This is a genomic window from Pseudomonas sp. GW456-E7 (assembly GCF_059424105.1).
The window spans coordinates 1-25,523 of sequence record NZ_JBWKZB010000054.1 but is presented as its reverse complement, the minus strand read 5'-3'; the positions used below and the strand labels follow the sequence as shown (position 1 = coordinate 25,523).

The following is a 25,523-nucleotide window of genomic DNA, read 5'->3' as shown; positions in this document are numbered from 1 at the left end:
CGCGTAACTTTCATCGGTTAATGCGAAGCGGAGTTTGCCCGGTGTGTCGCGGCCCCCTAGAATGCCCCGATGCGCGATGATCTCTCCCTTCTGCTGAACTCCCTCAACGATGCCCAACGCCAGGCCGTAGCGGCCCCCGTGGGTCGTCAGTTGGTCCTGGCCGGTGCTGGTTCCGGTAAAACCCGAGTGCTGGTGCACCGTATCGCCTGGCTGATCCAGGTTGAAAACGCCTCGCCCCACTCCATCCTGTCGGTGACCTTCACCAACAAGGCGGCTGCCGAGATGCGCCAGCGCATCGAGCAACTGATGGGTATCAACCCGGCCGGCATGTGGGTCGGCACCTTCCACGGCCTGGCTCACCGCTTGCTGCGGGCGCACTGGCAGGAAGCAGGCTTGAGCCAGACCTTCCAGATTCTCGACAGCGATGACCAGCAACGGCTGGTCAAGCGGGTGATCCGCGAACTCGGCCTGGACGAGCAACGCTGGCCGGCCCGTCAGGCCCAATGGTTCATCAACGGGCAGAAAGACGAAGGTCTGCGCCCGCAACACATTCAAGCCAGTGGCGATCTGTTCCTGGCGACCATGCGCGGCATCTATGAGGCCTACGAGGCCGCGTGCCTGCGCGCCGGTGTCATCGACTTCTCCGAACTGTTGCTGCGCGCCCTCGATCTGTGGCGCGATCACCCAGGCCTGCTCGCTCACTATCAAAAGCGCTTCCGGCACATCCTGGTGGACGAGTTCCAGGACACCAACGCCGTGCAGTACGCCTGGTTGCGCCTGCTGGCCAAGGGTGGCGACAGCCTGATGGTGGTGGGCGATGACGACCAGTCGATCTACGGCTGGCGTGGCGCGAAAATCGAGAACATCTACCAGTATTCCGAAGACTTCCCGGACGCCGAAACCATTCGCCTGGAGCAGAACTACCGCTCCACCGCCGGCATCCTGAAGGCAGCCAACGCCTTGATCGCCAACAACACCGGGCGCCTGGGCAAAGAGCTGTGGACCGACGGTGGCGACGGCGAGGCAATCAATCTGTATGCCGCCTTCAACGAACACGACGAAGCTCGCTACGTTGTCGAAACCATCGAAAGCGCGCTGAAAACCGGCCTGGCTCGCAGCGATATCGCGATTCTGTACCGCTCCAACGCCCAATCGCGGGTTTTGGAAGAAGCGCTGCTGCGTGAACGCATTCCGTACCGCATCTATGGCGGCCAGCGCTTCTTCGAGCGCGCCGAAATCAAGAACGCCATGGCTTACCTGCGATTGCTCGAAGGTCGGGGCAATGACGCCGCGCTGGAACGGGTGATCAACGTGCCGGCCCGCGGCATTGGCGAGAAAACCGTCGAAGCGATCCGCGACCATGCGCGCCACAGCGATGTGTCGATGTGGGAAGCGATGCGCCAACTGGTGGCCAACAAAGGCCTGACCGGTCGTGCGGCCGGCGCCCTTGGCGCGTTTATCGAGTTGATCGAGAACCTCGCCGCCAAGTGCATGGAAATGCCGCTGCACCTGATGACCCAGACCGTCATCGAGCAATCGGGGCTGATCGCCTATCACGAAGCGGAAAAAGGCGAGAAAGGCCAGGCCCGGGTGGAAAACCTTGAGGAACTGGTCAGCGCCGCACGCAACTTCGAAAACAGCGAAGAAGACGAAGACCTGACGCCATTGGCAGCGTTCCTCGGTCACGCGTCGCTGGAGGCCGGCGATACCCAGGCCGACGAGCACGAAGACAGCATTCAACTGATGACTCTGCACAGCGCCAAAGGCCTGGAATTCCCTTACGTGTTCCTGGTGGGCATGGAAGAAGGCCTGTTCCCGCACAAGATGAGCCTGGAAGAACCCGGCCGCCTTGAGGAAGAACGTCGTCTGGCCTACGTCGGCATTACCCGGGCGATGCAGAACCTGGTGATGACCTACGCTGAAACCCGACGCCTTTATGGCAGCGAGACCTACAACAAGGTGTCGCGCTTCGTACGCGAAGTACCGAAAGGCCTGATTCAGGAAGTGCGGTTGTCCAACAGCGTCAGCCGGCCGTTTGGTGGCAACCAGTCGATGAGTGGCAGCAACCTGTTCAGCGGCAGCGAAATTCCGGAAACCGGCTTCAGTCTGGGTCAGACCGTACGCCATTCGATCTTCGGTGACGGCGTGATCCTCAACTTCGAGGGCGCCGGTGCCCAGGCCCGGGTGCAGGTGAACTTCAGCGAAGGCAGCAAGTGGTTGATGTTGGGTTATGCCAAGCTGGAAGCGATCTAGCTTTTCTGTGGGAGCGAGCTTGCTCGCGATAGCGGTAGATCAGTCGACATTATTTCTGGTTGTCAGTCCGTCATCGCGAGCAAGCTCGCTCCCACAGGTTGTAGGTAGGTTCCAGGCCTATATCTGAATTTAAAGGTGCAATGGACATGGGCACTGGCTTTTTTTCATCTTGGACATTCTGGGCCCTGTTATCGGCGGCGTTCGCGGCGATGACCGCCATTTTCGCGAAAGTCGGCATCGAAAACGTTAATTCCGACTTCGCCACCCTGCTGCGGACGATCGTGGTATTGGTCAGCCTGGCCTTGATTTTGTACGCCACGGGCCAATATCAGTCTTTAGGATCGATCTCGGCAAAGAGCTACCTGTTCCTGCTGTTGTCGGGCCTGGCCACCGGTGCGTCGTGGATCTGCTATTTCCGTGCACTCAAGGTCGGCCCGGCGTCACTGGTTGCCCCGGTGGACAAACTCAGCGTGGTGCTGGTGGCCGTTCTTGGCGTAGTCCTGCTGGGTGAAAAACTCGACCTGCGCCAATGGGGCGGAATCGGTCTGATCACGGCCGGAGTCGTCATGCTGGCATTTCGTCGCTAGGCGAGCGTCCTACAAAGGTTATCCACTCATCTGACAGATCAAAGTTAAAAGGCCCTATTGCACTGACTGAAGCTGAATGAAACCTGTCAGGCAAAAGCCCGAAACACTCTGCCGCTAGCCAGTAACACTTCAGCTGTGCAACATGGCGCGCGTGCCTTCCACAAATGGGAATTCCCTTTATGAAACGTTTTCTTAGCATCGCCATGGCGTTGTGCATCGGCCTGACGATGAGTCTCGACGTCAATGCCGCCAAGCGCTTCGGTGGTGGCAAAAGCGCAGGCGCTGCGCCGACGCACCAGACCAGCCAGATGGCTCCTTCTTCTCCAGGCATGGGCGGCGCTGCGGCGACCGCTGGTGCTGCCGGTGCCGCTGGCGCCGCTGCCAAGGCCGGTGGCGCTTCGCGCTGGCTCGGCCCTCTGGCCGGTATCGCGGCCGGCGGCCTGCTGGCATCCATGTTCATGGGCGACGGCTTCCAGGGCATGCAGATCTTCGACATCCTGATCATGGCTGTCATTGCATTCCTGGTCTTCCGCTTTATCGCCGCCCGTCGTCGCAAGCAGCAGGAGCAATACGCGCCGGCCGGCCACGCGCCGATGCAACGTGAAGCGTTCGAACAAAAGCCTGCCGGTGGTTCGATCTTCGGAGGTTCGGCAGCGCCTGTTGCCGCTCGACCAGTGATCAACGCTCCAGCCTGGTTCAACGAAAGAAACTTCGTCGAAGCGGCGCGCAATCACTTCCAGTCCCTGCAACAGCACTGGGACGCCAATGAAATGGACAAGATCGCCGAGTTCGTGACCCCGCAAATGCTGGAGTTCCTCAAGCGTGAGCGTGCCGACCTGGGCGACGGTTTCCAGTCCACCTACATTGATAACCTCAATGTACAGCTGGACGGTGTGGATGATCGCGCCGACAAGACCATTGCCACCCTGACCTTCACCGGCGTGTCGAAAACCTCGCGTTTCGACCAGGGCGAAGTCTTCAGCGAAAGCTGGAACATGGAACGTGCACAGGGCGAAAACCAGCCTTGGCTGGTGGCCGGTATCCGCCAGAACGGCTGATCACGCACCGCGCTTCACTTGCTGTAAAGAAAACCCCGGCCTCGGCCGGGGTTTTCTATTTCGCGGTTGCATCTATAGCAAGCTACTGTATAAACCGCCCCATATAAACCGCGCCATACAAGCAAGAGGATCCCGGACGTGGAAGAAATCATCGAACAACTGCGTGAAGCCAACGAACCGGTACCGGTCCCCTTGGAATTGCCTGACGAAGACCTGCTGGTGGAAATCGAAGAACAACTGTTCATCGACATTCCGTTTGTCTTCAGAGAGTTTCTGCTGACCGTCAGCGACGTGGTCTACGGTAGCCTGGAACCGGTCACCGTGACTGACCCGCAATCCCACACCTACCTGCCCGACGTTGCCGCCAACGCCTGGGACGCCGGCGTCGATCGCAGCCTGATCCCGATCTGCCAGGACGGTGACGACTACTACTGCGTCGAAGAAGACGGCACCGTGGTGCTTTGGCAGGCCGAAGAAGAGCTGATCGCCGAAGAAACCTGGGAGTCGGTGTGGCACTGGGCACGGGACGTCTGGCTGGAAAGCTGATCCAGTCAACGCCGCTGGGTGGTCAATGCCCGGACGACTCCTTGTGATTGTCGAGGGTTTCCAGCAACGCCACCTGCATCCGCGTATGCACACGAATGAACCAGCGCCACAGCAGCGCCGCCACGGCGGCCGCGACCACGGCGATCAGTACCAGCAACTTGTTGGTCGGCAGAATACTGGCCGACAAGGCTGCCAACAGCAAAAAGATCACCAGCAGCGACAGGATCGGGATCACTTCGGCGATCACCCTGCGCACTCGCTGCGTGTGGCGCCCGGCCATCTCTGGCTTGACGCCCATTTCCGCCAGCAACATCGACAGGGCTTTGAGCTTGCGGTACGCCGCAATCAAAAAAGGCAGCGACAACAATAGCGCTCCACCCCAGATCAATGCCTTCTGCCAGCTCGGGTCGCTGATCCAGCCTTGCACGTAAGCCGACATGCGTTCAGCGAAGTACGCGCCCGAAAAGAAAATCGCGATCACCAGTGCCAGGTTGACCCCGACCTGCAGCAAAATCCTTCTGATCATCGACGCCAGCAACGCCCCCTCACCCTGAGGCTGGATGCTGCGCAGCCATTCGCCGTACATCCCCAACACCCGCCCCAGGCGTTCCGGCATGACGCCCGCGAGCTTGATCGACAATGGATCAGCCGCGCGAATCAGATAAGGCGTCAGCAAGGTCGTGATCACCGACACCGCCACAGCCACCGGGTATAAAAAGTTACTGGTGACCTGCAACGTCATGCCCAGTGCAGCAATGATGAAAGAGAATTCGCCAATCTGTGAAAGACCCATCCCGACCCGCAGCGAGGTGCGTCCGTCGTTACCGGCGATAAATGCACCAAGGCCGCAGGACAACATCTTGCCGAGCACCACGGCTACAGTGATTACGGCGATTGGCCAGGCGTACTGAAGCAGGATCGCCGGATCGAGCATCAGCCCGATGGCCACAAAGAAAATCGCGCTGAAAAGATCTCGAACCGGTTCAATCAAGCGCTCGATTTTCAGCAGTTGCCGGGATTCAGCCATGATCGCGCCGATCAGGAACGCGCCGAGGACCATGCTGTATTCAAGCCTGACCACCAGCAGGCAGAAGCCAAAACACAGGCCCAGCACGGTAATCAGCAGCATTTCGTTGCTCTCGAACCTCGCCACGTATGCCAGCAACCGCGGCACCAACAGAATGCCGATGACCAATGCGACGATCATGAACAGCGACAGTTTGCCCACTGTAGAAAACACTTCGCCCGAGCTGACCGTACCACTGACGGCGATGCTGGACAGAAGCGCGATGATGCCGATGCCCAGAATGTCTTCGACGATCAGCACACCGAATATCAACTGCGCAAACCGCTCGTTCTTCAACTTCAGATCGTTGAGTGCCTTGACGATGATGGTGGTTGAGGAAATCGCCAGGATCGCGCCGAGGAACAGTGAATCCATGGTGTTCCAGTCAAACCAGCGACCGATCTCGTAGCCGATCCAGATCATCAGCACGATTTCCAGGAATGCCGCGATGAAGGCCGTGGCACCAACCTTGAACAACTTGCGCAGGCTGAACTCCAGGCCCAGGCAGAACATCAGGAATATCACTCCGAGTTCGGCCAGGGTCTTGATGGTTTCTTCGTCATGGATCAGGCCGAATGGCGGGGTATGCGGGCCGATGATGAAACCGGCCACGATATAGCCCAGCACCACCGGTTGTTTCAGGCGATGAAAAACCACCGTCACCACACCTGCGATCAACATGATCACTGCCAGATCCTGAATGAAACTGATGGCATGCATGGCAAGCGGCTCCCTGATTGAAGTTGCCCCATTCACAGACCGTAGGAATCGTCTGGTCGAGCCGAGCAAAAGTCTGCTTTGCGCGTAGGAAATGCCCTTATGTCTGGGCTTTTGCAGGGTAACACCGCGACTTCTGGCAGAAAGGCGGTGCAATATATGGAAACAGATCGATCCGGCGTGACGGCGACTCTGCGCCCGGCGTCCCGATAACTGTTGGTTTGAAAAAACCGCCGAGGCACCCGCAGAGGTGCATCCCTCAAACCTGGCCTTGACCCGTGAGAATGCTATGGAACCCGGAAACGCCCAGCTGTCGATGACGGTATTGATGACCCCTGACATGGCCAACTTCTCTGGCAATGTTCACGGTGGCACCCTGCTCAAGTACCTCGACGAGGTGGCCTACGCCTGCGCCAGCCGTTATGCCGGCCGTTATGTGGTGACCCTGTCGGTGGACCAGGTCATTTTCCGTGAGCCGATCCATGTCGGCGAACTGGTGACCTTTCTCGCCTCGGTCAACTACACCGGCAACACTTCCATGGAGGTGGGCATCAAAGTGGTGACCGAGAACATTCGCGAGCGTTCGGTGCGCCACACCAACAGCTGCTTCTTCACCATGGTCGCGGTGGATGACCAGCGTAAACCTGCCCAGGTACCGCCGCTGCAACCGGACAATAGCGAGAGCAAACGCCGCTTCATCCAGGCCCAGCAGCGCCGGCAGATTCGTCAGGAACTGGAAAAGCGTTATCAGGAGATCAAGGGCGACGCTTGAAGAAAAAAGATCGCAGCCTTCGGCAGCTCCTACAACAGGCGGCGATCTTTTTGCTGTAAATGGACTACAGGCTGATCGAGGTCGCCTCGAACCGCACCCGCGGATGGGCAATCCGGTCCTGAGCGCGAACCAGTTCCAATTCGTAGCTGGCACAGGCCTGGGTTTCCAGCAGCACTTCATGCACCGCCGACGCTGCGAACTCGAACGCGGCCACCAGGCTGTCACCCAACAGCACACGTGCCAGGAACAGCCCGGACGTCAGATCGCCCACGCCCACCGGCTGACGCGGGAACGCCAGCAACGGGCGCTGCAAATGCCAGCTGCCTTCGGCTGTCACCAGCAGCATCTCGAAGACCTCTGCCGACTTGCCTGGGTAGTCCAGATGCTTGACCAGCACCGCTTTCGGGCCGCGCGCCAGCAATGCACGCGCCATGGCCAGGCAATCGAACAGCGACTGCGGCTTGCGCCCGGAGAAACTGTCCAGCTCCAGCTGGTTCGGGCACATGAAGTCCGCGACGGCGGCGGCCTCCTCCAGCAGAAAATCACTGACTTCCGCCGGAACACTGCAGCCCTTCTCTGGATGCCCCATGACCGGGTCACACAGGTACAGCGCCTTGGGATTCATCGACTTGATCCGCGCCACCCCCGTCAGGATCGCCCGGCCCTGGGCCGCACTGCCGAGGTAACCGGAGAGCACCGCATCGCAGTTGCCCAGCTCGCCAATCGCCGCTATACCCTCGACCAGCTCAGGTATCTGGTGCGGCGCCAGCACTTCACCGGCCCACTGACCGTACTGCGTGTGATTGGAGAACTGCACGGTGTTGAGCGGCCAGACATTCACCCCGACCCGTTGCATCGGGAAAACCGCGGCACTGTTGCCGGCGTGACCGAATACCACGTGGGACTGGATAGCGAGCAAATGCGGTGTACGTTTCATGCGGTGGATTTCCGTAAAACGATTGAAATTCTAGCCGCGCAGTATGCGACTAAACGCAGCCTGTACGACAGACCAGCGACGCAGTTAAGCTGACACTATCTTGTTGGAGCACCCTGTTGATGCTGACCCTTGGAAATATATTCGTGCTGATGCTGTTCGCCACTGCCGGCGCATGGCTATGGCACAACCACGGCTTGCGCGAGCGCGCGCTGGAGCGGGTCAAGCAGCATTGCACCAAGCTGGGGATCGAATTGCTGGACGGCAACGTGGCGTTGAAAAGAATCGCATTCATCAGGGATGCCAGTGGTCGGCGACGCCTGGCCCGTGTGTATAACTTCGAATTCACCGTGACCGGCGAAACCCGCCACAACGGCACCATCACCCAATTCGGCGCTCACAGCGCACAGATTGAACTGGCGCCCTACCCGGTCCCGTTCGACGAAACCGAACCAGTGGTCGATGTGGTAAAGCCTCGCGCAGAAGTGATCGAGCTGAGCCAGTGGCGTCAGGAACATACCAAGTGGCGGCCGTGAGCCGTTAAGCCGATTCACCTCGGCACGCTGCCAGTTCGCTCTGCAACCGCTCTGCATCCTGGGGTTCACTGAAAATCAGCTCGATGCGTGAATCCTGCCGCCACTCGCTGGGCTGCCAGTCCAGCACCGAGTTATCCACCGCGTTTGCCGAGACCCATCTGTGAGAACTGTGGATAACCAGCTTCGCCCGCCTCCAGTCAAGGTCTTCTAGCCACCGGCCCACCAGCGCGACATCAAATACCTGGCTTGGGTGCCAACGCCAACCGATGCTCCAGCCGCCGTCCTGTTCCTGATTCAAGCAAATGGGCAATGCAGGATCGCTCCAGACCGCCGGCAGCTGCGCCAATCCCTTGGGCACGACGAAGTTATCCACACCTGCCCACGCTTTGGCGTTCAGCCCCGGCAGTTCGCTCAAGGGTAGAACCGCCTGTTGCGTCCAGCACAGGGGGGTCGGCGGCAATAGTGCGGCGACTCGCTGGCGACTATCTTCCTCAAGACCTTCGGACTTGTTCAGCAGTAACAATCCCGCATGGCTCAGGGCTTGCTGTTGCGCATCCGGCAACGGTTTGCCCGCGGCGAGCGCCTGAGCGTCCAGCACCAGCACACAAGGCTGGACAGCCAACACGCCTTGCCACGGCGCCTCGCTCAATTGCCTGAGCAACTGCGCCGGATGCCCCAAGCCCGAGGGCTCGATGAACAGCCGATCCGGTTGCGCCTTGCGCAACAAGCGCCCAAGCCCAATCTGAAAGGGTGCACCGTTGACGCAGCACAGGCAGCCCCCGGCCACTTCACCCAGTGCGATACCATCGGCATCCCGGGTCAGTAGCGCAGCATCGAGACCGATCTGGCCAAACTCGTTGATCAACACCGCCCACCGCTCGCCTGCCGGGCGCTGTGCCAACAGGTGCTTGATCAGGCTGGTCTTGCCGGCGCCCAACGGACCGGCAATGACATGGGTGGGGATATTCTGCAGCATGGTCGATGATTTCTGAGGAGGTGATGGATGCGGTTGATTGGCTTGTCGTTGCTCCTGGCACTCGTTTCAGGCGAGGCGCTGGCCCAGGCCTGTGTGGTGCACAGCCAGGCCGAGCGGCTTGATGTCCAGGTTTGCCAGCAGAACCGCAACATCCCGCCAAAACTCTTCGCCGATGGTTTCTGCCAGCCGAACCTGGCGGGGCAGAAAGTCGATGTGAAGTATGTCGATCAATGCCCCGGCGGCGCATTTGGCATCTGCAGCAACGCCCAAGTCGCCAATATGCCCTACCGCCAGGATATTCACTATTACGGCGTTGCCACCGACGCGGCGTATTTGCAGCCGTACTGCGAGGCCCAGAGCCAGGGCGCCTGGCTCAAGCCTTGAAGCGCCATCAGAGGATCAGGCAGCTTCTTCGTACCAAGGGCCGAAGGGATCAGGCAGCAAACGCCAACCCTCTACGCCCAACGCCATTTCCTTATCGCTCAACAGGCAGGCGTCCAGTTCGGCGGTGAGCTGCGTGAAGTCGATGTTCTGGCCGATGAACACCAGTTCCTGACGACAATCCCCGCTGTCGGCGGTCCAGTTCTTCATGATCCCGGTGGTACTTTCTTCGTCTTGCGGCCATTGGTTTTTCGGTACGAAACGCCACCAGCGTCCGGCAAAACCATAGCGCATCAATCCACCGGCCTGGGACCAGCTGCCGGCGTCCATATGCTTGCTCGCCAGCCAGAAAAAGCCCTTGGAACGCAACAGCTTGCCGTTGTCCCAGGGGCCGTCGATGAAGTCGAAGAAACGCTGTGGATGGAACGGCCGACGTGCCCGGTAAGCGCTGGAAGCAATGCCGTATTCTTCGGTTTCCGGCACGTGCTCCCCGCGCAGCTCCTGCAACCATCCCGGCGCCTGGGCAGCCTTTTCGAAGTCAAAACGACCGGTGTTGAGGATTTTATCCAAGGGGATTTCGCCCATCGTCATCGGAATGATTTCCGCCCGGGCGTTGAGCCGCTCGAGGATGGCGATCAATTCCTCGCGTTGGTGGCTGCTGATCAAGTCGATCTTGCTGAGCAGAATCACATCGGCGAACTCGACCTGCTCAATCAACAGATCGGTAATTGAACGTTCGTCTTCTTCGCCAAGTGTTTCTCCCCGGGAAGCCAGGCTTTCGGCAGCCTGGTAATCGAGCAGGAAGTTCATGCCGTCGACCACAGTGACCATGGTGTCGAGACGTGCGATGTCGTTGAGGCTCTGGCCGTTTTCATCGCGAAAGGTGAAGGTTTCCGCCACCGGCAGCGGTTCGGAAATGCCGGTGGATTCGATCAGCAGATAGTCGAAGCGACCCTCCCTGGCGAGTTGGCTCACTTCCTCGAGCAAGTCTTCACGTAACGTACAGCAAATACACCCGTTGCTCATTTCCACCAACCGTTCTTCAGCCCGATTAAGGCTGACATCACGCTGGACTTCGGTGCCATCTACGTTGATTTCGCTCATATCGTTGACGATGACCGCAACCCGCAAACCATCGCGATTACGTAGTATGTAATTAAGAAGTGTACTTTTTCCGGCACCAAGAAAGCCGGAGAGAACGGTCACGGGGAGTCGATTGGACATCTGCATATTCCTCACAGGGATGCCCGGTCGCTGTGTCGGGCTTACACAATGTTATACTGTAACAACACAAATAAACCATCCCCTCTTGCCCAGCCGGGTAAAGGGCAGGACGCTGAATGCCGCTTCCGACGTGAGAAAGCCCATGCGCAACATCCTGAAAACTGCCTTGATCATGCTTTCCCTGCTGGTGGCTGCCGACGCGATGGCCCAAGTCCCGAGCCTGGCCAGGTGCACCCGCAGCGCCAACCTGCTGGCCTGCGTGGATGCGGATGGCAACGCCTACAGCGTCAACACCGCCGGAAACACAATCTATCTGCGGGGTTTCGAAATGGCTGGAAAGCGCCATTGGGTGCAGACCAACAGCCGCTACGGTCAGCTGGTGTTTTTCACCGGCATCGCTTCCGATGGCGAGGCCTGGGTTGGCTACAACCAGCGCGTCGGCTGGACCACGATCAACCGGTTTTCCAGTTCCGGTGGCAGCAGTGCGAAGTTCACCTGCAACCGGATCACGGGCTGTTAGGCCTGCCGGTTTTTCTTCGAATTTGCGTAGCCGACGCACCAATGGGCTAAGGCCGCACCGGCCAAAATCAGGTTAAGCACATGGCACCCGGGCATGATGAAGACCTGTTCATGAAAAAGGCATCGTCGATTTGATTGTTATACTATAACATGTCAAATCAACTCCCACGACGGACCTGCTCATGAATGCGCTGACTCTGCCGGATATCGCCGCGCAGGCCTCACGCCAAGCCCTGCCACTGGAGTGGGTGGGCATGTGCGGCATTGCTCTTCCTGTTTTGTTTGATGGCCAACGCTTGAATGCAACGGCCGATGCCGGCGTGAGCCTCGACGATGGCAATGCGCGCGGCATTCATATGTCACGGCTCTATCTGGCGCTTGAATTGCTGGAGCAGAAAAGCCTTTCACCGGCTTTATTGCGGCGGGTTTTACAACGTTTTCTTGAGACTCACGAGGGCCTGTCCAGCAGTGCGCACTTAACCATTCACGCCGAAGTGCTGCTGAAAAGACCGGCGCTGATCAGCCCATTGGCAGGCTGGAAAAGCTATCCGGTGAGCATCGAAGCGCGTTTGAAAAACGCGATGTTCCACGTGGAACTAAAAATCGATTTGCCTTATTCCTCAACCTGTCCGTGCTCCGCGGCCCTATCTCGACAGTTGATACAGCAGCAATTCGTCGATGATTTCGCCAACAAGTCATTGCAACACGCCGACGTTTTAGCGTGGCTCGGCTCCACAAACGGCATCGTCGCCACACCTCACAGCCAGCGCAGCAGCGCAAAGTTGCGCGTACGGCTGGCTGATTTCCTGGATGAGTTGCCGTTGATTGCCATCATCAACGACGCCGAAGCCGCACTCGGCACAGCCGTTCAAACTGCGGTAAAACGCGCCGACGAACAGGCCTTCGCCCTGGCCAATGGTCAGAACCTGATGTTCTGCGAGGACGCCGCACGCCGTTTGAATCTGGCCCTGAAACGTTCCACAGGCATCAATGCCGCCCACATTCGTGTGATCCACGCCGAAAGCCTGCACGCCCATGACGCCGTTGCCGAAAGCCGTTTCAACTGGGACAACCTCAACACCCTGTACAACGCGTTGAGCAAGTCATGATCCGCAAAAATCCATCCGGAGATTTACCGCTGATTGCCGAGTCGGCCTATGTCGACAAGACGGCAATCATTTGCGGCAAAGTGGTGATTGGCGAGAACGTGTTCGTCGGGCCCTACGCCGTGATCCGCGCTGACGAAGTCGATGAGTCGGGCGACATGCAGCCGATCACCATCGGTGCCAACTCGAACATCCAGGACGGCGTGGTGATCCACTCCAAATCCGGCGCGGCGGTGACCATTGGCGAGTTCAGTTCCATCGCCCACCGCTCGATCGTGCATGGCCCCTGCACCGTGGGTAATCGGGTGTTCATCGGCTTCAACAGCGTGCTGTTCAACTGCGTGGTCGGCGACGGTTGCGTGGTACGGCACAACTCGGTGGTCGACGGGCGTGACCTGCCTGCGGCCTTCTACGTGCCCTCCACAACGCGGATCGGCCCCAACACCGACCTCTCGCAATACCCGCCGGTGAGCGTCAGCGCTTCGGAGTTTTCCGAAGACGTGGCGCGCACCAACGTCGATCTGGTGCGCGGCTACAAAGCCCTGCAAAACGAGTTCTGACCATGAGCAGCATGCTGATTCGCAATGCCCGACTGGTGAACGCGCCGATACAAATTACCTGGCACGACAAAGGTCTTAATGACAGCGGCCAGGAATTAGCACTAGGTTTATGCGATAACGCTCGTTAGCAGCACCTGAGTACGCCGACCATGATCCAGATCACTCTGTCCGATGGTTCATTGCGTGAATACGACCAACCGCTGTCCGTGCACGAGTTGGCCGCCAGCATCGGCCCCGAACTGGCCAGCGCGGCCGTAGCGGGCCGGGTCGATGGTGTACTGGTGGACTGCGAATACATGATCGAGGCGGATGCCCGGGTCAGCATTGTCACCCCCCGCGAGCCGGACGGACTGGAGATCCTGCGCCGCTCCTGTGCCTTGATGCTGGCCATGGCGGTCAAGCAACTCCACCCCCATGCACAAATGCGCGCGGGCCGGGAGTTGGGCGATGGCTTCTTTTACGAGTTTGTCGTCGAGCGACCGCTGACTCCGGCAGACCTGCCTCTCATCGAAGCGCGCATGCAGTCACTGGCAGCGACCAATCATTCGATCCGTCGTCGTCCACCGCGCAAGGAGGTGTCGATGTACCGTCTGGGGGACACCGAATACCAGAGCCATGGACCGCACGTCCCCACCACCAAAGTCTTGCAGGCGTTCGCCCTCGATCACATCAGCGGCACGTTGCAACAACGAATCTACGGCACATGCTGGTCCAGCCATCAGGAACTGCAGCACTGGAGCCTTCCACCCCATGTGGTCGTCGTCAGCATGGATGACCGCCAGACGACTTATGCACAAGCGGTGACCGAATCCTTGCGCCAAAGGGGGGTGCGCGCAAGGGCTGACCTGCGCAACGAAAAAGTCCACTTCAAGATTCGCCAGCACAGCCGGACCGTACCGTACCTGGTGGTGGTCGGCGAAAAAGAACAGGCCGGGGGGTTTGTCAGTGTGCGCAGCCGCACGGGGGAGGATTTTGGCCGGATGGCTGTCGAGGTGGCGTGTGAGTGGTTGAGTCAGCCGGGGATCTAGGGAGACTGGATGGACGCCTTCGCGAGCAAGCCCGCTCCCACACTGGATCTGTGTCGTTCACAAATCCAGTGTGGGAGCGGGCTTGCTCGCGAAGCTTTTAAGCTCTCGGCTTCACCGTACCGCAATCCTGCCCCAGCCAGACAGCGCGGGATTCAAGGCTGCCCTTCTGCTGAATGCCGGTGGCGTTGAACGTCCCGTTGACCTTGGTGGTGAATTCACGGTCGCTGAGGAATGTCGCCACGCCGGCGCCCTGGGCCCTCGGGCAGCTGAAGCGGAACTTCCACTGGTTGCCTGAGCGGTCGGTGATTTCCTGCTTGCAGCCCGACTGCGGATCGGTCAGCGGAATGTCATCAGACTTGACCTGCTCCGGCGTCAGGCACGCCCGGATCCCTTTACCCCCCATGGTGATCCCCTGTTTTTCCAGCTGCGCACGCTGCTCAGGGGTCATCTGGCTCTGGATCTGACCGAGGATCAACTGCAGGTCCGGCATATTCTGCTCATCGACCTTCATGTTGCTCGTGGTCAGCTCCCACAAACCTGGTTGCAGCATTTGCGCGTGAGCCGCCACAGGAAGTGCCAAACCCAGTGCCATGGCCAAACCCAGCAGACGAACGTTCATCGAGTAACTCCTGATCAGTAGTGGCCGTTAGACGTCAGCCGCAGGCTTCGGTTCATGGGCCAATTAATTAGCGACATTCTGCACGGAACATGGTCTGTTAAGCACTGAATCTTCAGGAGCAAGGCAGCCCCCCATGGATTACTTCGGACCGCATATTTTCGGTTACACCATCGCCCTGCTGCACTCGCTGGGCATGATCGCGGCCATCCACGCCGTGTTGACCGTCCGTACCGCCCAGGGCTCGATCGCCTGGGCCCTGTCGCTGTTTTTCATCCCTTACCTCACGCTGATCCCGTACCTGATGTTCGGCCGCAGCACCTTTGATGGCTACATCAAGGCCCGGCGGCAGGCCAACGAGGAGATGCGCAAGGCTGTTTCCGAACTCAACTGGCGACCCTGGGTAGAAGAAGCCCTCACCGCCCGTGCTTCCTCGGCGTATGCCTCACTCAGAGCGATGCCGAAGCTGGGACACATGCCGTGCCTGGCCAATAACGAGACGCGGTTGTTGATCAACGGTCAGTCGACGTTCGAGGCCATTTTCGATGCCATCAGCCAGGCGAAAGAGGCCGTGCTGATCCAGTTTTTCATCGTCCACGACGACCGCCTCGGCCAACGCCTGCACACTTTGCTATTGAAAAAAGCCGCCGAAGGCGTGGCGATCTATCTGTTGTATGACCGAATCGGCAGCCATTCCCTACCCAACGGCTACGTGCAGGCCTTGCGTGATGGCGGGGTCGAGGTCAAGGCTTTTGGCCCCCGCAGTGGCTGGTTCAATCGCTTTCAGGTGAACTTCCGCAACCATCGCAAGATCGTGGTGGTGGACGGCATTCTCGGCTTTGTTGGCGGGCACAACGTGGGTGATGAATACATGGGCGAGAAACCGCCCCTGGCCCCTTGGCGCGATACCCACGTGCAAGTGCGCGGGCCAGTGGTGGCGTGCATGCAGGAGTCTTTCGCTGAAGACTGGTTCTGGGTGGCTCATGCCCTGCCGCCACTGATCCTGCCCGAGGTTTATCCGGAAGACGGCGTGCTGTGCCAGTTGCTTGCCAGTGGGCCGGCAGACGCCTACGAAACCTGTTCTCTGTTCTTTGTCGAAGCGATCCATGCGGCGACGGAACGGGTCTGGATCACCAGCCCGTATTTCATCCCCGATGAAGCCGTGTTCGCAGCATTGCGTCTGGCGGTCCTGCGCGGTGTGGATGTGCGTCTGCTGTTGCCGTCTCGACCCGACCATCGAATCGTCTACGCCGCCTCCAGCCTCTACGCCTTCGAAGCAGTGCGCGCGGGTGTGCGGGTATTCCGTTACGAACCCGGATTCCTGCATCAGAAAGTGGTGTTGATCGACAGCGAAATCAGCGCCATCGGCAGCGCCAACCTGGACAACCGTTCGTTCCGGCTGAATTTCGAAGTGATGTTGCTGACCGTCGACAGCGCCTTTGCCGCCGAGGTGGAACAGATGCTCAACGATGACTTCGCCAACGCCCACGAAATCGCCAAAGGAGAGGGCCGGGAGACCCACCGCCTGCAGCAGCTCGGCATGCGGGTCGCCCGGCTTATTTCGCCGGTTCTTTAAAGGTAGATATCGTCCCGGGTCCATGGCAGTTCATGACTGCCATCGGCGTGGGCCTTCACGGCGAGAATCTGGTGCAGGTTGATCCAGCCACGGGCGAACGCGTAGGCGCAACCGGCCAGGTACAGCCGCCAGATGCGCAGGGCTTGTTCCGGTACCAGTTTGGAAGCCGCTTCGAGATTGTCTTCGAGGCGTTCGCTCCAGTGATCAAGCGTGCGGGCGTAGTGCAGGCGCAAGCTTTCGACGTCGACGATTTCCAGCCCGGCCTCACTGATCTGCGCAGAGATCATCGACAGGTGCGGCAGCTCGCCGTTGGGGAACACATATTTCCCGATGAAGTCACCGGCACCGCGCCCCACCGGACGGCCATCGGTGTATTTGGCGGTGATCCCGTGGTTCATCACCAGCCCGCCCTCTTTCACCGCGCCGAACAAGGTATTGCAATACTCGGCAAGATTGGCGTGGCCCACGTGTTCGAACATGCCGACGCTGACAACCTTGTCGAAACGGCCATCCTGCGGCAAATCGCGATAGTCGAGCAGTTGCAGTTCGACCAGGTCCTCCAGGCCCTCCGCTTTTACGCGCTCCCGGGCCAGAGCCAACTGCTCCTTGCTGAGGGTGATACCAAACACTTTCGCGCCAAACTCTCGCGCAGCAAAACGCGCCAATCCGCCCCAACCACACCCCACATCCAGCAGATACTCGCCGGGTTGCAGGCGCAGCTTGCGGCACAGATGACGGAACTTGGCTTGCTGGGCCTGCTCGAGGCTTTCGCTGCCGGTCTCGAAGTACGCGCAGGAATACGCCATGTCGCTGTCGAGCCACAGCTGATAGAACGCGTTGGAAAGGTCGTAGTGGTAGGAAATCGCCTTGGCATCCGTCTCTTTGTCGTGGACCGTACGGACAGGCTGATTGTCATCATCTTCGTCCAGCAACGCCTGGCTCCATTCATCACAGACGCGGATCACATCGCTGATGGAGCCTTCGAGTTCCAGTTTGCCTTCGACATAAGCAGCGCCGAGGGCATCAAGGCTTGGATGGGTAAACTGGGAAACCATTTGTGGGTCCTTGACCACAATCGTGACGCTGGGCGTCGGCCCCAGATTGAATTCATGGCCGTCCCAGAGTCTCAGGCGAAGCGGTAACTGCAGATTCTGTAAGGCCGGTGGAAGTTGCGCGAGCATGGAGAATCCCCCTTGTTTCAGACGTCTGATCAGAGGGTAGACCATCCTTGAAAAATAGCTGGCTATCGAATTAATAGCCATTTTCAATGATTCGCGACGCCGACACCTGCCGCCGCGAACGCAAAAAATGATGTGCCCTCACTTCCAATGACTACACACCACGCCCACAGTTCTAAAAATTTGAAGACGCGTAATCACCCGGTTTAGAGCATTCGCCTTCAGACTTCGTCCTTGAGCTTGAGCAACGGCTCCTGGAACCGCAGCAATCGCCCGGCATTGCCCAAGACCAGCAAGGTGCTGAGGTTATGCAACAACGCCGCAATCATCGCCCCGGCAGCGCCGAGCCAGCCGAACGCGGCGAAGGCCACAATCGCCAGGGTCCAGCCCAGCCCGATGATCACATTGACCTGCAATGTCTGGCGGCACTGACGACTCAGGCGCACGCAGGTGCCGAGGCGACGCAGGTCACTGCCGATCAGCACGATGTCAGCCGATGCCAAGGCGATGTCTGCACCGCCCGCGCCCATGGCTACACCGACCACACCCGCCTTGAGGGCCAGTGAATCATTGATGCCATCGCCGACCACCATCGGCCGGAAGCCGCTGTCGATTTCCTTGAGCACGCGGTTGAGTTTGTCTTCGGGCAGGGCTTGCGCTTCGACGTCACTGATCCCGACATCCCGGGCGAGCGTTTGCGCAACGCTATGGCGGTCACCCGTGAGCAACAACTGACGACCCAGACCCAGTTCACGCAACTCACCCAAGGCAAACTGCGCCTCGGGTTTGACGCTGTCGGCCAGCAACAGCCAGGCTAGAAACGCCCCATTGAGCGCCAGCCCGGCAATCGGACCATCGTGATCGGGAACCGCCGTTGTACTGATGCCCAGCTGCGCGAACAACTCCGGCCGGCCGAGTGCCGCTTCGCCCTGCCCGGTCATCGCCACCACGCCCAGGCCCTGGCGTTCATGAATGTCGGTCAGCAGCAGAAAATGTTCCTGGGCCACCAACCCCGCCAGGGCGCGGCTGACTGGATGGCTGCTGGCCGAGCCGAGGCTCGCCGCCAGCGTCAGGACATGGCTGCGATCCTCCAGCGGGCTGTCGATGGATTGCAGGCGCAAGGTGCCGAAGGTCAGCGTCCCGGTCTTGTCGACCACCAGCGAGGTCAGGTCCGCCAACTCTTCAAGGAACGCGGAACTGCGGATCAGAATCCCGTGGCGTGCCGCCACCGCCACACCCGCAATCGCCGTGGCCGGCGCCGACAACACCAGCGCACAAGGACAGGCCGCCACCAACACCGCGAGCATCGCCTGGGCGTTGTTGGTGATGAACCAGGTCACGGCCGCCAGCAGCAGTACCAACACCATGTAGCTGCCGGCGTAACGCTCCAGAAGACGAGTGATCGGCGGCTTCGAACGCTCGGCGTTTTGCATCAGGGCAATCACTTTGCCGAGGGTCGACTCATGGCCGGTGCGGGTCACTTCGATTCGCAACAGACCATCGAGGTTGATTGCACCACCGAACACAGACATGCCGACACCGGCCTCCATCGGTACCGACTCGCCGGTAATGGAGGCGGTGTCCAGACTGGCCTGGCCGGACAACACCCGGCCATCCGCCGGTACCCGGTCCCCGGCGCGCACCTCGACCCGATCGCCGGCCTTGAGCGTGCCGTTGTCGACTTCGATGATGGAGCCGTCCGCCTGTACCTTGCGTGCGTGGCTGCGGGTCAATTTGCCGAGGGCGTGAATCGCCTCCTGGGAACCGATCACGCTGCGCTCCTCCAGCACGTGACCGAAGATCATGATGATCGGCAACAGGGCCGCCGTCAGCAGATCCCCGGTGGCCCAGGCACCCAGCATGGCCAGGGCAATCAACTGATCAGTGATGCCGTGCAGGCTCGGATAACGCAGGCTGTACCAGGCCGAACGCATGACCGGTACAGCAACCAGCAACGAAGCAAACCCCAACAGCAACTGACTGACTCCGGTCTGCTCCGGCGCCAGCCAACGCCAGATCAGGCCCAGTGCAAGCAGGCCCAATGCGAGCATGGCCAGGGTCAACTGGCGCGCGGCGCGGCGCTGTTCAGCCGAAGACAACAGGCTCGGTGCAGCGGCGGTTTGAGCGGTCATTGTGCAGCTCCCTGAATGATCAGGCGGGAATCGTCTTTGGGATCGACCGTGGTGACCGAACCGGCCTGGCCGAGAATTTTCGGCATGCGCTCGCGATAAATGCGCAGCAACATCTGCGGGTCGATACCTTGCTGCTCCGCCTTGGCCAGGCTCAACACGGTGGCCGTATCGGCAGACGCTTTGGCCAGCCGTTCACTCGCCTGGGCATGGGCCACTTGCAGCGTACGGTCGGCTTGCTCGTTGGCGGTTTGCGTCAGCTTCTCGGCTTCGGTGCGTGCATTGGCGACCGCCTTATCGGCTTGCTGGCTGGCGGTCAGTACCGCGTTGAAAGCGTTCACTGCGGGGCTTGGCAAACTCGACTGCACATCGACCCGTGCCACTTCGATGCCCAAGCCTTGCCCTGTTGCAGTCAGTTCGGCCAGCCGTTGATTGATGCCCTGCACCAGATCACCGCGCAAGCGCTCCCGTCGTTCCGCCGCCTGGCTATCGGCACCGATCAGTTCCGGACGAGCGACCAGAATGGTGTCCAGATCCCGTGCGGCCGTGAGCGCCAGTGCGCTGCGGGTCACCAGCCGATCCAGAGCCGGCAACACATGTTCGCCCTGAAGCACAAACGCATAGGGCTCGGTGACCTTGTAGAAAACCCGCACATCGAGTTGCACCACGCCGGCGTCACCCGTTAACAGATAGCCGGAGCCTGCGAGGGCATCGCTGATAGGCGTGGCAAAACTGGCCACGCGATCAGCCTGCGTCGCGGCATCACTGCGCAACAGGCTTTCCACTCGACGCTCGATCACCCGGTCCGCCGCCGGCAACAAAATCACCTGCTCGAAGGGTTGCGGCCAAGCCAGAAGCAGCCCGGCATTCTGAATGCGATCCAGCGCGCCGAAATGTAAAACCACGGCGCGGTTTTGTGGATCGATCTGCCGCACATTGGAAAACGCCCACGCCAAAGCCGCCAACACCGTCACCGCATACAGCGCAATAAACGCCAGGCGCCCGGCCTGAATCCAGGGGCTGCTCAACTCATTTGTTCCACGTGGAACCAAACTCATGGCTGCGATCCGGACTTGTTGTCGAGACTCGGCGGACCGTCTACCAACACCCGGAACGGTGCGGCATCGGTGCGCAGAATCAGCTTGGTACCCGGGGTCACCACCGTGCCCAGGGTGTCGAGCGAGCGCAGCAGGTTGTAGAGCTGCGGCGAAGCCGCATAGGCGCGACCATAAATCTGCGCCGCTTCGACGCGCGATTGCGCTTCAATATCTGCCGCTTTCACTGTGGCATCAGCCTGCACAATTCGCGCATCACGTTCGGCGGCGGAACGAATTTGTGCGGCTTCACGCTTGCCGACGGCCGTGCGTTCAGTGGCGATGGTTTCACGCTCGGCGCGCATCCGGTCGACGGTCGCGGTGAGCGTTACCGAAGGCAGCGTCAGTCTTTCGATACCGACCTGCAACACGCGCACGCCATAAGTGCTGAGCAACTGCTGATCGATTTGCTTGCGCAGTTGCGCTTCGAAATCGGCGATGCGTACCTGGCTGGCATCGGTATTGACCAGGTTCGCCAGATCAAAACTGCTGGCGGTGGTCTCCAGTGCGGAGCCGACAAAGGTACGAATCTGCCGCGCAGCCTCATCAGGCTGGTTCTGCACCGCCCGCATGAAGCGTTGCACATTGTCCGGATCGCCCTGCACCTGCCACGCCACATAGGCCTGGACGATGATGCGCAAACCGTCCCGGGTGCCGACATCCTGCAAACCGCTGGACGTGGTGCGCAGCCGCAGATCCACCGGAATCGCCGCCTCGAACGGCGCCGGCCAGCGCCAGCCCAACCCCGGCTCCAGCAAGACCCGTGAAGGGTTGCCGAAGCGCGTGATCACTGTGGCCTCCCCCGAACGCACCTGCACCAGGCTCGCGGCGGCGACTGCAAACGCCACCAGCAATGCCGCCCAGCCCATGCGGCGCCACGGGAATGGACCGGCCTCCTGCGGATCGCCGTGGTGATGATGGTGATGGCCGTGATGGTGATGCCCGCCATGGCCGTGATCGTGGCCGCTGTGGTCATCGTGATCGTGCGTCTGGGACTGGCTCAATTGGCGGCTCCTGGCTGAGCGGTTTTACGCGACGGCGCGGGGTCAACCGGCAGCGTGAAAGTACGGAGGTCGATGGTCGGCGCATTGCTGCTGCCACCCAGACGATGATCGAGCACCAGCAATCTGGCGTTGGCCAAACCCTGGGACAACTGACTGAAATACTGCTCCAGCATGAAGGCCTGGCCAGCGCTGGCATAGGCTTTCTGCTCAGCGTTGAATTTCAGGTCCGCAGCCTGGGCGCCTGCATTGATTTCACGGGCGCTGGCCGTCGCCTGATCGCGGGCGATGCTGGCCTGCAACTGCGCCTGGTTGGTGGCTTCGGCGGCGGCACCGCGTTCACGGGCAATCAAGGCTTGCGCCCCAATCTGCGCCGCTTGCACGCCGTGATAGGCGTTGGCGGCACCGGCCGGCGGGTGAATCGCCTCGACCACCGTGGCGAGAATTTCCACGCCGCTGTCGAGTTTTTCCAGGTCCGCCTGTACGGCGCGGCCGATTTCTTCCGCCAGCCCTACCCTGTCCTCACCCAGTAAACCGTCGAGGGTGCGCGAGGCAAAATCGTGAACCAGAATTCGGCTGGCCGTGCTGCGAATCAACATCGGCACATCGGCACTGTTATAGGTCGCGGCCAATGCCGCCTCATCGCTCAGACCGATGCGATAGACGAAGCGCACATCCATGTTGACGATCTGAAAGCTCTGCTTGTCGGCTCGGCTGCTGGCGATCACCTGGGATTTGTCGTTCACATGGCTGGCGTCCCACAGGCGATTGGCAATTGCCGGAGCCGGGCCTTCAGCAGGGTCGGCCTGATCAGGGATCGTGGTTTCGCCAACACTGGTGGCCAACTCGTGAACCACGCCATTCTCGACGCGCAACACCCGGCCCAATGGCCAAGGCAGACCTAGATGCAAACCCGGGCCAAACACCTCCACCGGCTTACCGAATCGTTCATAAATGCCACGCCCTTGCAGCGCAATTTCGTGAATGCCCGTCAGCGACCAGCCAACCAGCGTAACCACCCCAAAAACCGGCAGTAACGCCCGACGCATGTAAGTGAAAGCCCAGATCTGCCGCAGATCTATACCGAAGCGGTTGTGTAATTCGTGCTGTAACGCCAGCAATGGCTGTGGTGGCCAGCGCAGCATGTCGGCGACAAAGCTGCGCGCCAGTAGCTCCGGCTCAAGGCGTTCGCGGCGCGGACTGAACAATGACAACACCGCACGCAGCAACAGCTCTGCCGCCACCAGCCCCGGCAACAGTCCGGACAACACCGCCAGGCGTACGGGCCATACCGAGGTTTCATCGGCAAACAACAGACAAAACGCAGCGAGTAACAGGCTGATGATCGGCACACGGGTCAATTGCGCCAACGCGGCGGCTTCAGGCCATTGCGCGGTATTTTCCTGCGCCAGATGGCGCTCCATCACCAACAGGCCGAAGGCCAACAGCAATGAGCACGCCGCCCCGACAGTGGTTGCCAACCCCAGCCCTGACGGGGGCAAAGAAAGGTCCCAGGCCTGTTCGACGCTCAATACTGCCAACAATGCCCAACCGCCAAGCCACAGTGTCGGCGCGCCAATTTGCCCGAGCAGGTTGTGCGATTGCCGGCTGATCCGGTCCAGCAAACGTTCATACCAGCCCAAAGGCTCGGCAGATTCCTCCACTACAACCACCGGCGTCACGGGATTCATGGCGCGGGCACGCCATTGGGCGACCCACCCGGCCGATTGCAAGCCCGCTATCAGCACCACAAACGCAGCGCTCAAATTCAACAACAACGCTGGCCACAGCGTTTTCGAGGCGAACAGCCCGGCAAAAAACGCCAGCAACACAGCCACGGTGGCGAGTACGCCCGCACCGATGGCGAACTGGCGCAAACGCCGCCCTTGAATGAACGCCTGCTGAAAACGGGGCAACCCGGCCAGCGGCGTTTCATCAACATCGAGATCGACTTGCATACCACCCCAGAGCGTCTTCGCTTACAGGACAATTCGTTACGATATAACGAAAATAGTGAAATTTCCGTATTCAAGCGCGCTATCTAAAGATGCCCAACCTGTCGCTTGGCTGAAGCCTTGACCGAAAGGCTGCGGCGCGCACATATTACGTTCGTAATTTTATTCAGGAACTACTTTTACCCATCCCCTTTCGATCCAGGAGTACATCCATGAGCACTTATGACGTCGTGATACTCGGCGGTGGCCCCGGCGGTTACAACGCGGCGATCCGCGCCGGACAACTGGGTCTGAAGGCGGCCTGCGTGGAAGGGCGCGCCACACTCGGCGGTACCTGCCTGAATGTCGGCTGCATGCCATCCAAGGCATTGCTGCATGCCTCCGAACTGTACGACGCGGCCATGGGCGCCGAATTCGCCAACCTGGGGATCGACGTCAAGCCCAGCCTCAACCTCGCCCAGATGATGAAGCAAAAGGATGAAAGCGTTACCGGGCTGACCAAGGGCATCGAGTTTCTTTTCCGCAAGAACAAAGTCGACTGGATCAAGGGCTGGGGCCACATCGACGGGCCGGGCAAAGTCACGGTGACCGACAGCGCCGGTGGCAAGACCGAACTGAGCGCCAGGGACATCATCATCGCCACCGGTTCCGAGCCCACTCCCCTGCCCGGCGTGGACATCGATAACAAGCGCATCCTCGACTCCACCGGTGCCCTGGCGCTGACCGAGGTGCCCAAGCATCTGGTGGTGATCGGCGCTGGCGTGATCGGCCTGGAGCTGGGTTCGGTATGGCGGCGCCTGGGGGCGCAGGTGACGGTGGTCGAGTTCCTTGACCGGATCTGCCCCGGCGTGGACATCGAAGCCGGCAAAACCCTGCAACGCTCCCTGAGCAAGCAAGGCTTGAGCTTCAAGTTGAGTTCAAAAGTGACCAGCGCCACCACCTCCGCCACCGGCGTACAGCTCAGCATCGAGCCTGCCGCAGGCGGCACTGCCGAGTTGCTGGAAGCGGATTATGTGTTGGTGGCCATCGGGCGCCGACCTTATACACAGGGCCTGGGCCTGGAGAACGTCGGCCTCGCCACGGACAAGCGCGGCATGCTCGCCAACAAGGGGCATCGCACCGAAGCCGCCGGAGTCTGGGTGATTGGTGACGTGACCTCCGGCCCCATGCTCGCGCACAAGGCCGAGGACGAAGCCATGGCCTGCGTCGAACAGATCGTCGGCAAGGCTGGCGAGGTCAACTACAACCTGATTCCCAGCGTGGTCTACACCCGGCCGGAGCTGGCCAGCGTCGGCAAGACCGAGGAGCAGCTCAAGGCCGAAGGCCGGGCATATAAGGTGGGCAAATTTCCGTTCACTGCCAACAGCCGGGCGAAGATCAACCATGAAACCGAAGGCTTCGCCAAAGTGCTGGCCGATGAGCGCACGGACGAAATCCTCGGCGTGCATCTGGTTGGCCCGAGTGTCAGTGAAATGATCGGCGAGTATTGCGTGGCCATGGAGTTCAGCGCCTCGGCCGAAGACATCGCCTTGACCTGCCACCCACACCCGACCCGCTCCGAGGCGTTGCGCCAGGCGGCGATGAATGTGGAGGGGATGGCGACGCAGATGTAAGACTTGAAGCGTTGCGGTGACTGATCTATCGCCTTCGCGAGCAAGCCCGCTCCCACATTTGATTTGTGGCGCACACAAAACCAATGTGGGAGCGGGCT

General features: G+C 60.1%; 23 protein-coding genes. 13 read left to right on the top strand and 10 right to left on the bottom strand.

Annotated features, from left to right (window positions below; all coding sequences use genetic code 11):
* The first annotated feature begins 69 nt into the window (after positions 1-69).
* The 4 genes from uvrD (at position 70) to AC07YV_RS25680 (ending at position 4,444) form a co-directional block, all read left to right on the top strand.
* Positions 70-2,253 (top strand): DNA helicase II, encoded by a 2,184-nt coding sequence (uvrD, locus tag AC07YV_RS25695; protein WP_102701936.1) that lies wholly within the window; start codon positions 70-72, stop codon positions 2,251-2,253.
* A gap of 146 nt (positions 2,254-2,399) precedes the next feature.
* Positions 2,400-2,840, top strand: a complete 441-nt coding sequence (locus AC07YV_RS25690; protein WP_102701937.1) for an EamA family transporter — start codon at positions 2,400-2,402, stop codon at positions 2,838-2,840.
* A 179-nt stretch (positions 2,841-3,019) separates the two neighbouring features.
* Positions 3,020-3,898, top strand: coding sequence for a Tim44 domain-containing protein (locus AC07YV_RS25685; RefSeq protein WP_095943446.1), 879 nt, complete (start codon positions 3,020-3,022; stop codon positions 3,896-3,898).
* Between the two features lie 138 nt (positions 3,899-4,036).
* Positions 4,037-4,444, top strand: a complete 408-nt coding sequence (locus AC07YV_RS25680; RefSeq protein WP_003187120.1) for an SMI1/KNR4 family protein — start codon at positions 4,037-4,039, stop codon at positions 4,442-4,444.
* Between the two features lie 22 nt (positions 4,445-4,466).
* Here AC07YV_RS25680 and AC07YV_RS25675 read toward each other — a convergent pair whose 3' ends face one another.
* Positions 4,467-6,230 (bottom strand): cation:proton antiporter, encoded by a 1,764-nt coding sequence (locus AC07YV_RS25675; RefSeq protein WP_095964378.1) that lies wholly within the window; start codon positions 6,228-6,230, stop codon positions 4,467-4,469.
* A 286-nt stretch (positions 6,231-6,516) separates the two neighbouring features.
* Here AC07YV_RS25675 and AC07YV_RS25670 point away from each other — a divergent pair, with 286 nt between their 5' ends.
* A complete protein-coding gene (locus AC07YV_RS25670) occupies positions 6,517-6,999 on the top strand; it encodes an acyl-CoA thioesterase (RefSeq protein ID WP_007971685.1) in 483 nt (160 codons plus the stop codon).
* Between the two features lie 64 nt (positions 7,000-7,063).
* Here the strand turns inward: AC07YV_RS25670 and pdxY are convergent, their stop codons facing one another.
* Positions 7,064-7,936: a pyridoxal kinase PdxY gene (pdxY, locus tag AC07YV_RS25665; RefSeq protein ID WP_015097416.1), complete on the bottom strand. Its 873-nt coding sequence runs from the start codon at positions 7,934-7,936 to the stop codon at positions 7,064-7,066.
* Between the two features lie 119 nt (positions 7,937-8,055).
* On the opposite strand from pdxY, the gene AC07YV_RS25660 reads away from it, so the two are divergent.
* On the top strand, positions 8,056-8,469 hold the full coding sequence (locus AC07YV_RS25660; RefSeq protein WP_007971681.1) for a DUF3301 domain-containing protein: 414 nt from the start codon (positions 8,056-8,058) through the stop codon (positions 8,467-8,469).
* Between the two features lie 4 nt (positions 8,470-8,473).
* Here the strand turns inward: AC07YV_RS25660 and AC07YV_RS25655 are convergent, their stop codons facing one another.
* Complete coding sequence (locus AC07YV_RS25655; protein ID WP_102701938.1) at positions 8,474-9,445, bottom strand: CobW family GTP-binding protein; 972 nt, start codon at positions 9,443-9,445, stop codon at positions 8,474-8,476.
* A 27-nt stretch (positions 9,446-9,472) separates the two neighbouring features.
* Here AC07YV_RS25655 and AC07YV_RS25650 point away from each other — a divergent pair, with 27 nt between their 5' ends.
* Positions 9,473-9,829, top strand: a complete 357-nt coding sequence (locus AC07YV_RS25650) for an NADH:ubiquinone oxidoreductase (RefSeq protein WP_102701939.1) — start codon at positions 9,473-9,475, stop codon at positions 9,827-9,829.
* A gap of 15 nt (positions 9,830-9,844) precedes the next feature.
* Here AC07YV_RS25650 and zigA read toward each other — a convergent pair whose 3' ends face one another.
* Complete coding sequence (zigA, locus tag AC07YV_RS25645) at positions 9,845-11,050, bottom strand: zinc metallochaperone GTPase ZigA (protein WP_102701940.1); 1,206 nt, start codon at positions 11,048-11,050, stop codon at positions 9,845-9,847.
* A 142-nt stretch (positions 11,051-11,192) separates the two neighbouring features.
* Between zigA and AC07YV_RS25640 the strand changes: the two genes are divergently transcribed.
* The 4 genes from AC07YV_RS25640 to AC07YV_RS25625 all read left to right on the top strand — a co-directional run bounded on the left by AC07YV_RS25640 (position 11,193) and on the right by AC07YV_RS25625 (position 14,263).
* Positions 11,193-11,570, top strand: coding sequence for a glutamine synthetase (locus AC07YV_RS25640; RefSeq protein ID WP_102701941.1), 378 nt, complete (start codon positions 11,193-11,195; stop codon positions 11,568-11,570).
* Between the two features lie 181 nt (positions 11,571-11,751).
* A complete protein-coding gene (gene folE2 / locus AC07YV_RS25635; protein WP_102701942.1) occupies positions 11,752-12,678 on the top strand; it encodes a GTP cyclohydrolase FolE2 in 927 nt (308 codons plus the stop codon).
* Positions 12,675-13,235: a gamma carbonic anhydrase family protein gene (locus AC07YV_RS25630; protein WP_102701943.1), complete on the top strand. Its 561-nt coding sequence runs from the start codon at positions 12,675-12,677 to the stop codon at positions 13,233-13,235. Before folE2 ends, AC07YV_RS25630 begins: the two co-directional genes overlap by 4 nt.
* A 149-nt stretch (positions 13,236-13,384) precedes the next feature.
* Positions 13,385-14,263, top strand: a complete 879-nt coding sequence (locus AC07YV_RS25625) for a His/Gly/Thr/Pro-type tRNA ligase C-terminal domain-containing protein (RefSeq protein WP_102701944.1) — start codon at positions 13,385-13,387, stop codon at positions 14,261-14,263.
* Between the two features lie 97 nt (positions 14,264-14,360).
* On the opposite strand, the gene AC07YV_RS25620 is transcribed toward AC07YV_RS25625, so the two are convergent.
* Positions 14,361-14,882: a DUF3617 domain-containing protein gene (locus AC07YV_RS25620; RefSeq protein ID WP_102701945.1), complete on the bottom strand. Its 522-nt coding sequence runs from the start codon at positions 14,880-14,882 to the stop codon at positions 14,361-14,363.
* A 133-nt stretch (positions 14,883-15,015) separates the two neighbouring features.
* On the opposite strand from AC07YV_RS25620, the gene cls reads away from it, so the two are divergent.
* Positions 15,016-16,455, top strand: a complete 1,440-nt coding sequence (gene cls, locus AC07YV_RS25615) for a cardiolipin synthase (RefSeq protein ID WP_102701946.1) — start codon at positions 15,016-15,018, stop codon at positions 16,453-16,455.
* Here cls and cfaB read toward each other — a convergent pair.
* The 5 genes from cfaB to hflK (AC07YV_RS25590) all read right to left on the bottom strand — a co-directional run bounded on the left by cfaB (position 16,452) and on the right by hflK (AC07YV_RS25590) (position 23,815).
* The gene (gene cfaB / locus AC07YV_RS25610; protein ID WP_102701947.1) at positions 16,452-17,636 is read right to left on the bottom strand and encodes a C17 cyclopropane fatty acid synthase CfaB; all 1,185 of its coding nucleotides are present in this window, start codon (positions 17,634-17,636) and stop codon (positions 16,452-16,454) included. The genes cls and cfaB overlap by 4 nt on opposite strands.
* Positions 17,637-17,854: 218 nt before the next feature.
* Positions 17,855-19,765, bottom strand: coding sequence for a cation-translocating P-type ATPase (locus tag AC07YV_RS25605; protein WP_102701948.1), 1,911 nt, complete (start codon positions 19,763-19,765; stop codon positions 17,855-17,857).
* The gene (gene hflK, locus AC07YV_RS25600; RefSeq protein WP_102701949.1) at positions 19,762-20,820 is read right to left on the bottom strand and encodes a protease modulator HflK; all 1,059 of its coding nucleotides are present in this window, start codon (positions 20,818-20,820) and stop codon (positions 19,762-19,764) included. Before hflK (AC07YV_RS25600) ends, AC07YV_RS25605 begins: the two co-directional genes overlap by 4 nt.
* Positions 20,817-21,860 carry a protease modulator HflC gene (hflC, locus tag AC07YV_RS25595; RefSeq protein ID WP_102701950.1) on the bottom strand — a complete coding sequence of 348 codons (1,044 nt, stop codon included), beginning with the start codon at positions 21,858-21,860 and terminating at the stop codon, positions 20,817-20,819. The genes hflK (AC07YV_RS25600) and hflC overlap by 4 nt, the downstream gene beginning before the upstream one ends.
* The gene (hflK, locus tag AC07YV_RS25590) at positions 21,857-23,815 is read right to left on the bottom strand and encodes a protease modulator HflK (protein WP_102701951.1); all 1,959 of its coding nucleotides are present in this window, start codon (positions 23,813-23,815) and stop codon (positions 21,857-21,859) included. The genes hflC and hflK (AC07YV_RS25590) overlap by 4 nt, the downstream gene beginning before the upstream one ends.
* 209 nt (positions 23,816-24,024) lie before the next feature.
* Between hflK (AC07YV_RS25590) and lpdA the strand changes: the two genes are divergently transcribed.
* Entirely contained in the window at positions 24,025-25,425 is a 1,401-nt protein-coding gene (gene lpdA / locus AC07YV_RS25585) for a dihydrolipoyl dehydrogenase (RefSeq protein WP_102701952.1), read from the top strand.
* Positions 25,426-25,523 lie beyond the last annotated feature (98 nt).

Bases quoted from the DNA above. Each gene is read 5' to 3' on its own strand.
- uvrD (WP_102701936.1), top strand. From the start codon at position 70: ATGCGCGATGATCTCTCCCTTCTGCTGAACTCCCTCAACGATGCCCAA.
- AC07YV_RS25690 (WP_102701937.1), top strand. From the start codon at position 2,400: ATGGGCACTGGCTTTTTTTCATCTTGGACATTCTGGGCCCTGTTATCG.
- AC07YV_RS25685 (WP_095943446.1), top strand. From the start codon at position 3,020: ATGAAACGTTTTCTTAGCATCGCCATGGCGTTGTGCATCGGCCTGACG.
- AC07YV_RS25675 (WP_095964378.1), bottom strand. From the start codon at position 6,230: ATGCATGCCATCAGTTTCATTCAGGATCTGGCAGTGATCATGTTGATC.
- AC07YV_RS25670 (WP_007971685.1), top strand. From the start codon at position 6,517: ATGGAACCCGGAAACGCCCAGCTGTCGATGACGGTATTGATGACCCCT.
- pdxY (WP_015097416.1), bottom strand. From the start codon at position 7,936: ATGAAACGTACACCGCATTTGCTCGCTATCCAGTCCCACGTGGTATTC.
- AC07YV_RS25660 (WP_007971681.1), top strand. From the start codon at position 8,056: ATGCTGACCCTTGGAAATATATTCGTGCTGATGCTGTTCGCCACTGCC.
- AC07YV_RS25655 (WP_102701938.1), bottom strand. From the start codon at position 9,445: ATGCTGCAGAATATCCCCACCCATGTCATTGCCGGTCCGTTGGGCGCC.
- AC07YV_RS25650 (WP_102701939.1), top strand. From the start codon at position 9,473: ATGCGGTTGATTGGCTTGTCGTTGCTCCTGGCACTCGTTTCAGGCGAG.
- zigA (WP_102701940.1), bottom strand. From the start codon at position 11,050: ATGTCCAATCGACTCCCCGTGACCGTTCTCTCCGGCTTTCTTGGTGCC.
- AC07YV_RS25640 (WP_102701941.1), top strand. From the start codon at position 11,193: ATGCGCAACATCCTGAAAACTGCCTTGATCATGCTTTCCCTGCTGGTG.
- folE2 (WP_102701942.1), top strand. From the start codon at position 11,752: ATGAATGCGCTGACTCTGCCGGATATCGCCGCGCAGGCCTCACGCCAA.
- AC07YV_RS25630 (WP_102701943.1), top strand. From the start codon at position 12,675: ATGATCCGCAAAAATCCATCCGGAGATTTACCGCTGATTGCCGAGTCG.
- AC07YV_RS25625 (WP_102701944.1), top strand. From the start codon at position 13,385: ATGATCCAGATCACTCTGTCCGATGGTTCATTGCGTGAATACGACCAA.
- AC07YV_RS25620 (WP_102701945.1), bottom strand. From the start codon at position 14,882: ATGAACGTTCGTCTGCTGGGTTTGGCCATGGCACTGGGTTTGGCACTT.
- cls (WP_102701946.1), top strand. From the start codon at position 15,016: ATGGATTACTTCGGACCGCATATTTTCGGTTACACCATCGCCCTGCTG.
- cfaB (WP_102701947.1), bottom strand. From the start codon at position 17,636: ATGCTCGCGCAACTTCCACCGGCCTTACAGAATCTGCAGTTACCGCTT.
- AC07YV_RS25605 (WP_102701948.1), bottom strand. From the start codon at position 19,765: ATGACCGCTCAAACCGCCGCTGCACCGAGCCTGTTGTCTTCGGCTGAA.
- hflK (WP_102701949.1), bottom strand. From the start codon at position 20,820: ATGAGTTTGGTTCCACGTGGAACAAATGAGTTGAGCAGCCCCTGGATT.
- hflK (WP_102701951.1), bottom strand. From the start codon at position 23,815: ATGCAAGTCGATCTCGATGTTGATGAAACGCCGCTGGCCGGGTTGCCC.
- lpdA (WP_102701952.1), top strand. From the start codon at position 24,025: ATGAGCACTTATGACGTCGTGATACTCGGCGGTGGCCCCGGCGGTTAC.